This window comes from Sphingobacterium paucimobilis HER1398 (genome assembly GCF_000416985.1).
GTDB classification, from domain to species: Bacteria; Bacteroidota; Bacteroidia; order Sphingobacteriales; family Sphingobacteriaceae; genus Sphingobacterium; species Sphingobacterium paucimobilis.
On the sequence record NZ_ATDL01000022.1, the window covers coordinates 259,634 to 272,676 of the forward strand.

10 protein-coding genes are annotated in these 13,043 nt (G+C 41.6%); 3 read left to right on the forward strand and 7 right to left on the reverse strand.

The genetic code is table 11. The features are described from left to right. Positions 1-7 precede the first annotated feature (7 nt). Positions 8-433 (reverse strand): hypothetical protein, encoded by a 426-nt coding sequence (locus tag M472_RS44805; RefSeq protein ID WP_021072115.1) that lies wholly within the window; start codon positions 431-433, stop codon positions 8-10. A 331-nt stretch (positions 434-764) separates the two neighbouring features. Between M472_RS44805 and chrA the strand changes: the two genes are divergently transcribed. Beyond that, positions 765-1,916: a chromate efflux transporter gene (chrA, locus tag M472_RS42770; protein WP_235049539.1), complete on the forward strand. Its 1,152-nt coding sequence runs from the start codon at positions 765-767 to the stop codon at positions 1,914-1,916. Between the two features lie 30 nt (positions 1,917-1,946). Here chrA and M472_RS42775 read toward each other — a convergent pair whose 3' ends face one another. Next, positions 1,947-2,624, reverse strand: coding sequence for a potassium channel family protein (locus M472_RS42775; protein WP_021072117.1), 678 nt, complete (start codon positions 2,622-2,624; stop codon positions 1,947-1,949). Positions 2,625-2,628: 4 nt separating this feature from the next. After that, positions 2,629-4,011: a TrkH family potassium uptake protein gene (locus M472_RS42780; protein ID WP_021072118.1), complete on the reverse strand. Its 1,383-nt coding sequence runs from the start codon at positions 4,009-4,011 to the stop codon at positions 2,629-2,631. Positions 4,012-4,256: 245 nt separating this feature from the next. Here M472_RS42780 and M472_RS42785 point away from each other — a divergent pair, with 245 nt between their 5' ends. Beyond that, the gene (locus tag M472_RS42785) at positions 4,257-5,690 is read left to right on the forward strand and encodes an alanine/glycine:cation symporter family protein (protein WP_021072119.1); all 1,434 of its coding nucleotides are present in this window, start codon (positions 4,257-4,259) and stop codon (positions 5,688-5,690) included. Here the strand turns inward: M472_RS42785 and M472_RS42790 are convergent, their stop codons facing one another. Beyond that, positions 5,691-6,944, reverse strand: coding sequence for an outer membrane protein assembly factor BamB family protein (locus M472_RS42790; protein WP_021072120.1), 1,254 nt, complete (start codon positions 6,942-6,944; stop codon positions 5,691-5,693). It abuts the gene before it with no gap. Between the two features lie 158 nt (positions 6,945-7,102). On the opposite strand from M472_RS42790, the gene M472_RS45535 reads away from it, so the two are divergent. Beyond that, positions 7,103-7,246: a hypothetical protein gene (locus tag M472_RS45535; protein ID WP_158499946.1), complete on the forward strand. Its 144-nt coding sequence runs from the start codon at positions 7,103-7,105 to the stop codon at positions 7,244-7,246. A 62-nt stretch (positions 7,247-7,308) separates the two neighbouring features. On the opposite strand, the gene M472_RS45840 is transcribed toward M472_RS45535, so the two are convergent. From M472_RS45840 to M472_RS42805, 3 genes are all read right to left on the reverse strand, one after another. Beyond that, on the reverse strand, positions 7,309-7,845 hold the full coding sequence (locus M472_RS45840) for a DUF4091 domain-containing protein (protein WP_021072121.1): 537 nt from the start codon (positions 7,843-7,845) through the stop codon (positions 7,309-7,311). Between the two features lie 311 nt (positions 7,846-8,156). Continuing rightward, entirely contained in the window at positions 8,157-9,674 is a 1,518-nt protein-coding gene (locus M472_RS42800) for a RagB/SusD family nutrient uptake outer membrane protein (RefSeq protein WP_021072122.1), read from the reverse strand. A gap of 19 nt (positions 9,675-9,693) precedes the next feature. Beyond that, positions 9,694-13,038, reverse strand: coding sequence for a TonB-dependent receptor (locus M472_RS42805; RefSeq protein ID WP_144062814.1), 3,345 nt, complete (start codon positions 13,036-13,038; stop codon positions 9,694-9,696). Between the last annotated feature and the right edge of the window lie 5 nt (positions 13,039-13,043).

Genomic DNA, 13,043 nt, shown 5'->3' on the forward strand with positions numbered 1-13,043 from the left:
TTAATTACTAATTAGGCGAGTTAAGATTTAAATAATTTCTCACCACCAACACTGTGGTGAGAATAAATACCAAGGCACCGAGCATGAGTAGAGAAATTGCTAATTGGATGGGATGATGTTTGACTTCTAATTCGACTACATTAGAATAATCACCATGTTGGTTACGTAGGCGGTAATAATAGGTTCCATCATTTAGGCCTGATAAAAAGGTTCCCTGGTCAGGCCCTGAATATCTTATTTTAGGTTCATAAAAGCGTTGATCACTAGCCTCTTCGAGCTCGTACAGCTGTTTGTCGGAACTTTTCCAAGCGAGCTTAATAATGCCCTGTTGAGTCTGTGTCCCCTTGACCACTTCGAGCACAGGAATATCCGATCGTGCACAACGCACGAATAAAACAAAAAATACAGCAATCAATAAGTAATACTTAAGCATAATTCTTATTTAATTAATAAAATTTTAGATTATTGTTGACGGGAGCTTATTACGGCCGGGGTCAACACCCATGAATTTTGTAGAACGTACTACAAAGGTTGAAGTAATGATCTGGAATTCCAAAGAATAATCCGACTTTTTTCCCTAAAAAGTAAGATTATTTTTTTCAAAAAAGCGTAGAAAATAGGGTACTTTTTTTACATGACCTAGCATTGCTGATCACTTTTCTTTATAGTTGAAAAATGATTATATTGTTTGTCACTATTTCATAAAAAACCGAAACAATAACTTAACATACAATCTTTGTCTAAGGGGATGAATTTATGTAGGTTTGGCTAATCAAGAATATCTTATGCACGAACAGGTTCGTCTTTGGGACATAGCCATACTTTTTCTAAAACTTGGGATCATCGGATTTGGTGGCCCTGCTGCCCACATCGCCATGATGCGGGATGAGGTCGTACACAAAAGGAAATGGATGAACGACCAAAAGTTTGTTGATCTATTGGGAGCAACCAACCTTATTCCCGGTCCCAACAGTACAGAACTTGCAATCCATATCGGATATGATAAGGGAGGATGGCGCGGACTGATAATAGCTGGTTTATGCTTTATTCTGCCAGCAGTACTGATTACTGGTGTATTTGCCTGGTTATACAAAAAATATGGACATCTCCCCGTAGTACACCAATTCGTATACGGCATAAAGCCCGCCATAATCGCTGTTATACTGAACGCCCTGATTCCCCTGCTCAGGACATCCTTCAAAAATGCCCTATTGATAACCCTCGGCGTATCCGTTTTTATCCTTTCATTTTTAGGTATTTCTGAACTCTACCTGATGTTTGGAGCAGGTCTATTGGCTATGGTCATCCATCACTACCGCTATACGAACCGCAGTCACTTTCGGAGTATCGCACCCTTATTTCTGATGACCGGATTCCAACAAAGCTTCTTCAGTTCAAAAAACATCGAATTGTTTTGGATATTCCTTAAAATAGGCTCGATACTTTACGGCAGTGGCTACGTCCTTTTTGCCTTTCTCGACACAGAATTGGTTGCGACAGGCATGCTCTCGCGCCAAGAGCTTATTGATGCCATTGCCGTGGGACAATTTAGTCCCGGTCCGGTATTTTCATCCGTCACATTTATAGGCTATCAGATTAATGGCTTCACAGGTGCAGTCCTATCGACTATCGCTATTTTTACCCCTTCCTTTCTACTGGTGGCTCTACTCGTTCCGTTGGTCAAAAAGATGCGCAATTCCGCAGCTTTCTCTTCGTTTTTGGACGCCGTAAATGTAAGCGCTATTGCTATGATTGCTGTTATATGTTTCGAAATGGGAAAAGAAACCATCTATAACTGGCAGACATTATCTATTGCACTACTCACTATGGTCATACTTCTTCGTTTTCGAAAGACAAACAGCGCTTTTATTATTATAGGAGGCGCAGTGATGGGCTACCTCTTAACGCAATTGTAAGTTCCTATTTGTTCGGCAAAGTACTGATTACTACAAAAAAGATTTTATATGATCGTTGTAACCATAAATTGCTAAGATATCCCCTCTTTCCAGCTTGGTATCCGGTTTGGGTATACCATGCAATACTGTAGTGACCACACTTCGTCCAAAGGTAGTTTCCTTTTCCGTACTTTTTAATATCGTCAGTACCAGCAATTCATACTTTTCCCGGAAACCAATTTCCTGAATCGTCTTGCCAATATACTTTTCAGGCACCAAAGCCTCTACAATCGAGTAGTTGCTGTTCAATTCAAAAGAATCTACCAACCCCGACATGCATAAGCGTTTAGACCAGCGCTCGGCCGATTCCTCTTCTGGGTGGGCTATTTCTGAAACCCCCAAGGCACCCAAGACCTTTTCATGCAGTCTATTCACGGCTCTACTGATGAGCCGCTTTACATTGGCTTCTTTACACAATGCCGTAACCATGATATTAGCACCTTCATCCTCGCCTATTGCCACGATAAATACATCCGTATTTTTGTGAGGCAATGAATAGAAAGCAGCTTCATCTGTGGCGTCTAGGCAGACTGTATGCGTTATTTTTTCCTTGAGTGCGGTTACCTTTTCAAGGCGGCGATCCACACCGATTACCTCATTGCCCTGCATGGTCAGTTTTTCTGCCAAAGAGGCTCCAAAATTACCAAGACCTATAATTATAAATTTCATCTTCTTAATATATTGTAAGCTCTTCTGGAGCGTATCTATACTGTATATAATTCACTTTTTTTATAAATGCAATCAATACCGACAACATAGTGACCCGTCCGATAAACATAAGCATGATCAACACTATTTTGCTCCCTGTCAAAAGAGTCCCTGTAACTCCCAGGGAGAGTCCTACTGTGCTATAGGCCGAAAAACATTCAAATGCAATATCCAACAAAGGTCTCTCTGGTTCAATAAATGAAATGGCAAAAACCGCCAATCCTATCACCATCAAAGACAGGAACATAGTAGCAAAAGCACGTTGGATCGTGATCGAAGCGATCTCCCGGCGAAATACATCTGTCCTGTTCTTCCCCCTTGCCATACTCCATACATTCAGCACCGCTACAGCAAACGTACTGGTCTTGATACCACCACCTGTCGAATTCGGTGAAGCCCCAATCCACATCAACAACATCACAAATAAGATACTGGAAAAATGGAGCTGTGCGAAATCAATACTATTAAACCCTGCGGTCCTCGGTGTAGTTGCCGTTGCAAATGCAATGACCAATTTGCCCAGTCCCTCATGGCCGGAAAATACATGACCATATTCATTGAGATAGAGCACTATCGTAGCTATCACTGTAATCAGCCCCGTCGTAATCAGGTTGACCTTACTGTTCATCGTCATAATCCAAGGTCGGTAATAGTTTTCATTGAGCGTCCATTTTTTCAACAATCTATTGACCACATGCTTGAGGTATTTCAGCACATTGATTACAATGGGGAATCCCAAGCCTCCAAAAATATAAATACAGGCTATGATAAACTGAAAACCATAATTATGAATCACCATACCATCCATAAGCCCCAAGGGTAAGGTTGAAAAGCCTGCATTACAGAAAGATGAAACGGCATGAAATAGCGAAACAAAGATCTTTTCTCCTACGCCGATATAAGTCAGCCCATGGAGACTCCAATAGATTGCAGCGGCACCCACTAACTCGATACCGAATGTTATTAATATCGTACGTTTTAACAAAACAAACACTTCTCCTAGACGTTCGGTATTCGAAAAATCCCGTATAGCCAACTGATTTTCGTAGCTACTCCCCCCCTTTAAGAAATACGTAAATAATCCGGCAAACGATAAAATACCGATTCCACCTGCCTGTATCAACAATAGAATAAAGAGATGGCCCCAACCTGTAAAATGACTCGCCGTGTCTACAACGACCAAACCTGTGACACATACCGCACTAGTAGCCGTAAACAATGCATCTACCCACGAAATCGGTTCTTTCAGTGCTATAGGTACCTTTAACAAAAATGTTCCAAATAGAATCAGCCCCAAAAAACTAGATATAAATAGCTGCGCTGGATTAAATAGACGTTTTCGAATCACCGTTTTAAATTATACACAAAACTAAAAAAATATCATAAGCATCACCGCTCATATCAAAAGAAAATAACACCCTATTTTCTGTCTATCAAGCTGACAAACCTAGAAATAATTAAACATTCCTTTTCATCATAAACATTACATATATATCAAAAGACATTCCATAAACACAATCTATGCAGTAATTCAAGCAATGCCGAACTGTTTTAATTATTTTAGCAAGCTATGAACCTATGCAACTGCAATACATGGAAGATTTGATAACCAAAGTTTATAATGTGATATGGAGTGATGCGCTGGTCTATCTTTGTCTTATCACAGGTATCTATTTTACGGTCCGGTTTAAATTTCCGCAACTCACACAACTCCGAGAGATGGTACGTCTCCTTTTCAAAGGCAGTAGTTCGGACAAAGGGATATCCTCCTTTCAGGCCTTTTCACTAGCGATCTCAGGCCGGGTCGGCACGGGTAATATCGCAGGTGTCGCTACCGCCATAGGGATGGGAGGACCGGGCGCCGTATTCTGGATGTGGATCATTGCATTTCTAGGCAGTGCATCGGCTATCGTTGAGGCTACTCTGGGACAGATGTACAAGGAAGTAGACCAGGGAGAATATCGCGGAGGGCCGGCGTTCTATATCTTAAAAGGACTACGTTCCAAAATATTTGCCTGGACATTTGCCATCGTTACCATCATTAGCACAGGCTTCCTTCTTCCGAGCGTACAGAGCAATAGCATTAGTGTCGCTGTCGAGAAGGCATTCGCTATCCCTCCCCTCTTCACCGCCCTATTCCTAGCGGGTTTATTAGGCTTTATTATCATCGGTGGGGTAAAGCGTATCAGCAAGGTCGCCGAATTTGTTGTTCCTTTTATGGCCGGAGCCTACATCCTTATGGCTATCGTTATTATCGTCCTCAACCTTCAAGAGGTGCCCAGTGTTTTGGCACTCATAGTTAAATCGGCCTTTAACATGGAGGCCACTTTTGGTGCCGTGGCCGGCAGCGCCATAGCCTGGGGCGTAAAACGCGGCATCTATAGCAATGAAGCCGGTCAAGGTACTGCTCCTCACGCAGCAGCAGCGGCCGAGGTTTCGCACCCGATCAAACAAGGTCTGGTACAAGGTTTTTCGGTTTATGTAGACACTCTGTTCGTATGCACCGCCACTGCATTGATGATTCTATTCACTGGACAGTACAATGTACAGACACCCGAAGGAGGCTTTATCGTCGAACATATTCCAGGTGTAGAAATGGGTCCTGCGTTCACGCAACAGGCCGTAGCGCATCACTTCCCGGCGTTTGGGAATATCTTTGTAGCCCTGGCACTGACATTTTTCGCTTTCACCACGATCATGGCCTACTATTACATCGCCGAAAGTAATGTCAGCTTTATCAGCAAACAGGCCTCAAAACGTATTATCGTCTGGTTACTACGTATACTTATTCTTATCTCTGTCTACATGGGCTGTGTGAGCACTGCCGAATCTGCATGGACTTTGGGTGATATCGGTGTAGGAATGATGGCGTGGCTCAATCTTGTTGCGATCATACTACTCCACAACAAGGTGTATAAACTCTATAAAGATTATCAAGAACAATTGTCTCGTAAGGAAGACCCTATATTTGACAACAGTAAATTAAACTTTAGAAATATGGGCTTTTGGTCGGGAAGAAAAGAATAATTATTCTCCTGGCGCCGACGGGCTTCTAAATATGCCGTTATCCGCTATTATCAAAGGATCCGTATTACTGATACCATTCAAATCGGCGTTAATCCATTCAAGCGCACCGTTACTCGCATTCAATGCCATCAGTCCTACGGACTCACTCTGAGCCGTCAAATTATTACCATAGGCATACAATCGTCCGTTGGCATAAGTCGCAGAGGCATCCAGTCCGATATTATCATTCTGCCATAGTTTGGCACCGTCTTCCAGGTGTACCATATAAGGCCGGCCGTTGGCATTAACAGTACTTCCATTTTCGTAGATTCCGAGGACATACTTGCCATCGATTACAGTTGGCGTATAATATCCTACCATATCCCCCCCGCTATCCTTCTCCCAGACGACCTGTCCGTTATTAATGTTTATGCAAAAAAGCTTACCTCCCATACCTACACTACGGCTCCCATGTAAAAGCACTTTGCTACCCGAAATAATTGGCGTACCTGCTCCATAACTTGCATCGGGCATAGGTATCCGCCACAGCTCCTTACCGCTAGAGAGGTCTATCGCCACTAGATCATTCATAGGTACGAGCAATGTATTCCCTGAAATCTTGGCTCTACCGGTTACGGCCGTCTCGGCTGGAAGAGTAAATGTCTGTATAGGCTTGCCATTTGTTTTATCCAATAGATATAGCTTATTCCGTTCGTCGCCCCAGAATGCGGTACGACTTGACCCCACGATCACATATTTACCCTGCACGCTCAGGTAAGTCGGATAATAACTGTTGCGTGCGCCATCGAAATCAGGATCCAGGGGGCGCGACCAAAGTAACGTGCCGTCACCTTTCAGAGCAACGGCTATTCCCGAATGGCCGATGCTATAGCAAACACCATCTTTGAAGCCAGTCTGCACCTCGCTGGCTGTTATGGACTCTTCTTTAAAGAAAGACTTACGCCATAGCAGTTGTTTGCTATTCAGATCAATAGCGTTGATCGTATTGCTTTCATCTCCATTGTAAATTTTAGTTCCATCCGAATCCAGCCCCGATACATCATTTTGCCGTCCGAAATCAAATAGCATATTAGCCTTACCATCAGTAGCACTGACACGATACACCTTTCCATCACTGCTGGTAAGAATAGATTTATTGGTTCCATTGTTATCAAATATCGGTTCTTTTTCTGTATCTGTTGAACCATCCTTGCTGCAGGATATTAGAAATGGAATAAATACCATAACAAAAGGTACGGTTAAGAATTTCTTCATAAGTAAGACGTTGATCGAATAAAAGGACTACTAGTCCCCACCATTAGATATACAACGAAAACAACTGTAATATAGTATATTACAAATCAAAATTAAGGCTCAAATATTTCAGGATCGGACATCAAGAAAAACAGAAAATCTACTCAACTATCTCCAAAATGGGAAGACATAGAGAATTTATCACATCAACAAGCTATGTAGATCCTTTAGAACGGGAGATACCGACACGTACAGAATATCAGTATCGTTTTAGCGAGAGCTTTAGATATCCCCGCAACGACCTAATCCGCCTCCCTAGCTAGCGTGGCATCACTTAATCCAATAAAGCTTTTGCCTGATTAAGGTCATCATTCCATGTATCAGTTCACTTCGGATTATCCAATTTCTTAATAGCAGCATCCAGCGCCCTCAGTTTATCCTGATCTTTGGTATCGGTCCACTTCTTACGCAGCAAAGCTACTTTTTCGTAGTCTTGTATACCTTCCAGCATACGCTCAAAGCGTATTGAGCTTCTATTTTGCGGATATACAATGTAGGTATCTCCAGCAGGCCATGTCCGGAACCGGGAATCCTGCAGGGGTGTTTCGACCCAGGAATTATAGGCCCAATGCAGCACCCCATCTAAACCTGCGGCCATATATACCTCCATCATATCAAAAAGATTAACAAGGAATGGTACAATGGCCTCTCGCACATCATTTACAGCGAGGATGGCGACGGACCCCGTGTCATCTGGAAGAAGAAATAGGCTCCGAAAGGTACGACACGCAAAACAAGCCAGTCGCTCTTTGCCATGCTCAAGCAATGGGTAGCTGACGGTTATTTCAACCAGAACCGAAATGTATTGGAAATATACAAAAAGCTGAAGGTTGAAAATGTAGCATTCCGCATCAGCTAGCACAAAAATTACCTCAAGGTATTATGTGGTACAGGCAAACGGCTTTTACAAAAAGAATCTATTGACGAGGTGTTGATGTATTGGAATCCATTATGACAGACTATTTGATTTCTATATCATTTACGTAATCGGTTAGTTCTGTATACATAATTTCGGAATACATGGTCTTACAAAGTGTCCAATAAATAGGCGGAACAATATGAAGTTGAAAAATATATTTTTAACCTCTTTCGATCAGAGGCTGCCCTTTCAGGACAGCCTCTTTGATATTTTTTTCGCATTAAGAGTTTGAATTATGACTCATTGTAGAAAATCTATTTACTGAAATTTGGATTCTGAATCCACTCTGGATTCAACAAAAACTCATCGTGTGGTATAGGAAACAATTGATGCTTTGATTTCACAAAATTAGCAACATAGGGTTTATTATGAGCTTTCAATGCCTCTTCTGTAATCCCCCACCGAATCAAGTCATACCACCTCCCTCCTTCCAATGCTAATTCGCTAGGTCGCTCAATATCCTGTAGGTGTTTTAACACTTGTTCTTTTGTCAATGAAGAGGCTATTGGAATAACATTAACTCGGCCTCTGACCGTATTAATCAGATCGATAGCTGTTGTCGTTGCCCCCCTATTATTCAAACACTCGGCATAAAGAAGTAGGACATCAGCATAACGCACTAAAGGAAAATTAAATGCACTCTGCGTCCAGTGCTCGCTTAAAGAAGGATCCCAGGAAACAAATTTTTTCCAAAAGATCTCACCATCGCGGTGGTAGTCCAAAAAGCTTTTGCCATTTTCAAAATAAAAGGCATCTGACTTGGGATCATTAAAAATTATTGTTGAATATAATCGATCGCTGTACCCTCCGTTAAGAGTCTTGTCCTTTTTTAACGTTTCAAAAAGCCAGGTCGAGGGATAAGCTTCCTCGTAACCTTCGGCATTGGATGACGCCAAATGCAGGGCTATCCGATTGAATTCCCTACGACCAGCGGTGCGATCTCCTGAATACTGCACTTCAAAAATGGATTCCTTATTATTCTTGTGCAATCCATCAAAGTTGTGCTCGTAATTGTCCATAAGTTCAAACTTGCCGATGATCTTCGCAAACTCGGTTTCGGCCTTGTCTAATTGATGGACAAACATATATAACTTACCTAGAATTGCCGATGCTGCATATCTATTTATTCTCCCTGCGTCCTTGGCGGAATAAAACCCAGGCTCTGGAAGGATGGCCTGAATTTCGCTCAGTTCCTTGACAAGAAAAGCTATTATCTCTCCTGGAGCTGCTTGTTTCGGAAAAAACTCCTCATCTGTTCCTTTAATCTCTTTGGTATAGAGTGGTATGTTCTCCCCATAATTTAAGTACAATCGATAGTAATAATAGGCTCGTAAGAACCTTGCCTCGGCAATAGCCCTGGCACGGAAATCATCCGCAGCGCTAACAACTTTTGGAATATTGTCTATACATTGATTGGCATAATTAATACCTCTATACAATAATGTCCATTCGCTTTTGGAAATGCTATTAGTAGATGTATTCACAAAGGTTGCAACCTGTAACCAAGCTGTCACATCAGCTCTAAAGTCTAGTTCATCGCTTCGATAATTGTCTACAACGATATGCCTCTCAAATGGCGTTCCCCAACTCATATTGGGCTGAAGGTGTGAATAAGCACTAGTCAATCCTTTTATGATATCTCCTTCTGTCTTCCAAAAATTAGTCAACGTCAAATAATTGGGATCAGTTTCTTCCTTTAAAAAACTTTTACTACAGCTGGTCGTTCCTAGAAAGATGCTAACGAGATATACTATTATATATTTTGCTTTCATGATTTGTCCTGTTTTACTTTTAAAACCCTATTCGTAATCCCAACATGAATGTCCTACTTAATGGATAGATTGCATCATCGACTCCCATAAGTCCGTTTTCGGCTCCGGTCCCCGGATCGTATCCTTTATACTTTGTTAAGGTAAATAAGCGTGTAGCCCCTGCGTAAATTCTACAATCACTCAATTTTAGCTTATCCCTAAGTACTACTGGCAGATTGTATCCAATCTGCAGGTTATTTAATCTTAAATAATCTCCATTTTCGACAAACCTATCTGATGTACTGATATTACCGTTGGGATCGCCAATAACCGCTCGCGGAATATCCGTATTGGTATTTTCTGGCGTCCATGCAGCTAAAGCATCTTTACCATAGTTAAAATTCTTGTCCATACGTTGCAGTTGACGTTTCATGTAATTGTAACGTTTGGCCCCAAAATTACCGTAGAAATTGGCCGTCAGATCAAAAGATCTGTAACTTAAGTTGACATTGAAACCTAATACTAAATCGGGATTTCCACTACCAATAAAAACACGATCATAAGAATCCAACTTGCCATCTCCATTCTGATCAATAAAACGGATATCACCCGGTTTTGCGGCCGGTTGCAGTGGTATCCATTGTCCTGAGGCGTCTTTCGATCCATGATCCTGGTTCCAGCGATTTACTTCATCCTGATTTTGGAAAATACCGGCTGTCTGCCAGACCCAAAACTCACCTATCTCGCCCCCGACATACGTCCTCGCAGGGCCTGACTCATATCGATATCCTGGATCAGACATCTTTCTCAATACGCTCTTGTAATGAGAAAGGTTGATATCAAAATTATACTTAAAGTCGTTTGAGCTGCCTTTGTAGCTCGCCTGTAACTCCAAACCCTTGGTTTGCAGCTTTCCTTCGTTGACTATTAATGGGCCGAACCCTGTAGCTAAACTAACATTTTTTGAAGATAACATATCATATGTATCTTTAACATAAGCTTCTATGCTAACATCTAATCTGTTTTTCAAAAAGGCCATATCTAATCCTATATTTTTATACCTGGTCGTCTCCCACTTGATATTCGTGGATGGCAGCCCTGTCACGGCATAGCCAAGATTTATACCATCACCGCTTAATGGATAGTTGGTGTTATCGGTATTATACGTAAGTCTAGAGATATACATATAGTTTCCAATAGATTGATTTCCTAAATTACCAAAACTTGCTCTCAATTTTAAGGTGCTAACTTTGTCTTTGATACCTTCCCAAAAGCTTTCGTTTGCTATGTTCCATCCCAAAGAAGCTGAAGGAAAGAATCCCCATTCGTTGCCTTCTCCAAAACGAGAAGAACCGTCATAACGGGCCGACAACATAGCCATATATTTATAATCGTAGTTATAGTTCAACCGGCCAAATGCCGAGCGTAATGCTCCACGGAGATACCCTCCTTTAACAGCGGCATTTTCCTGTCCATGAATCAGATAACGCATGTCGTTATTTTCGAATCTGGAAACACTACCTGTCTGATCATCAAAAACACTTTCTTCCTGTGAAAGACCAAGTAATCCTTCAATATGATGCCTATCCCTAACCACGGTAACATAATTAGCTGTCAACTCCAATATGTCCTCCATATTTTTACTCCTGATTTCAGATAGGGAAGCGATTGTATTGACGCTGTTTGCTCCAACATAGTAGGTCGGTCTGAAGGACTTGTAATGACGGAAGTCTATATTTCTACCTGCTTGAAACTTGACAGTAAGATCTTTGATAGGGCTGTAAGAAATATAGCCTGAAGCTGAAAGATAATCATTTGCATCTTTTGTGTCTATCAATTGATTAAATGCTACTGGATTGGCGGCATCTGTCATTCCTAAACCAGGTATAGCGCCCCCAAAACCTCCTTCATTGTCGGAATTATATACATGGATAAGGGGCTGTATATTGGTAGTCTGATACATCCCTGGAAATCCCGTATCCGCTTCAGGCTTTTCGGTCTTTCTTCCATAATTGATCGACTCTCCTATTTTGAATTTACCTCGTCTGATGTCCGAATTAATACGAAATCCATATTTATCCGCCTCTGTCCCCGTCACTATGCCCTTTGTTTTGGAATAAAATCCGGAAAATGCAAGATTCATGTTCTCACCACCTGCACTATATCCCAGATTGTATTTACTATTGCTACCACTTCTATAGTATTCTTTTTGCCAATCAGTGTCCGCAAAATCCGTTGGATTGGCTTCGTAAGCTGCAATGTACTTGGGCCATCTGCTTTCCACTATTCCAGCATTCTGCAGTGCCATTTTATTAATCTTAATGTACTCTGCAGAATTAGCAACTTCCATTCGCTTAGGAAGGTCATTAATACCATAATAAACCGAAAAACTGAGTTTAGGAGGCTTATTAACACCTCGATGGGTCTCGACGAGAATAACCCCAGCGGCTGATCGGGCTCCGTAAATGGAAGCGAGAGCCGCATCCTTTAAAACACTTACAGATTTAATATCCTCCGGATTAACAAACGACATATCTCCAGGTATCCCATCTATAATTACCAGAGGATCATTACTAGACCCCCAGGTAGTCACCCCCCTAACCATCATTGTAGGCTTAGCTCCAGGAGCTCCGCTTCCCATATTAATGGATAACCCTGATGCCATACCTTGCAATGCTTCCTCTGCACCTGCTGTTGGAAGGTTAGCAAGCTTGTCGCCAGAAACGGTCGTTACAGAACCTGTTACATCAGCTTTTTTTTGCGTACCATAACCTATAACCACTACTTCATCCAAATTAGAAACATCTTCGTCCAATGTGATTTGTACATACCGTGTATCGTTCAATGATATTTCTTTAGCAAGATATCCAACGTAACTGATGACCAGTGTTGGCTTTCCGCCATACTCGATAGAAAACTCTCCCTTTTGATTAGTTGAAACCCCTAAGTTAGTCCCTTTAATCTTAATACTAACACCAGAAAGTGGCACTCCTTGCCTATCAACAACCAATCCTGATATGGTCTGTTGCATAAAGACAGCCTCTTTAATCGTCTTTTTCTTTATCACAATAGCTTTATCTGTGATAGAATAGCCTAGGGGATGATCTTTCAAAAGCTGTGGCAACGCGTCAGTCAATGCTACGTCTTTGAGGTCAACAGATACTTCGGCAATGCCTGTCAGGGCTGTACGATCTAATACTAAATCGTGTTTGCTTTGTTTACTAAATTCTACAAGTGCATCACGCAAAGTGATATTATCTCTTACCAAATTAATTTTTTGAGCATATGAAAAAGCTGTCGGAGTTAAGAACGCTAAACCGACTACTAGTGTTCGCTTTATCCAAAGGGGACTTTTAAAGAAAAGAGCATAGTCTTTCCTCTCCATGTTTT

Bases quoted from the DNA above. Each gene is read 5' to 3' on its own strand.
- M472_RS44805 (WP_021072115.1), bottom strand. From the start codon at position 433: ATGCTTAAGTATTACTTATTGATTGCTGTATTTTTTGTTTTATTCGTG.
- M472_RS42775 (WP_021072117.1), bottom strand. From the start codon at position 2,624: ATGAAATTTATAATTATAGGTCTTGGTAATTTTGGAGCCTCTTTGGCA.
- M472_RS42785 (WP_021072119.1), top strand. From the start codon at position 4,257: ATGGAAGATTTGATAACCAAAGTTTATAATGTGATATGGAGTGATGCG.
- M472_RS42790 (WP_021072120.1), bottom strand. From the start codon at position 6,944: ATGAAGAAATTCTTAACCGTACCTTTTGTTATGGTATTTATTCCATTT.
- M472_RS45535 (WP_158499946.1), top strand. From the start codon at position 7,103: ATGGGAAGACATAGAGAATTTATCACATCAACAAGCTATGTAGATCCT.
- M472_RS42800 (WP_021072122.1), bottom strand. From the start codon at position 9,674: ATGAAAGCAAAATATATAATAGTATATCTCGTTAGCATCTTTCTAGGA.
- M472_RS42805 (WP_144062814.1), bottom strand. From the start codon at position 13,038: ATGGAGAGGAAAGACTATGCTCTTTTCTTTAAAAGTCCCCTTTGGATA.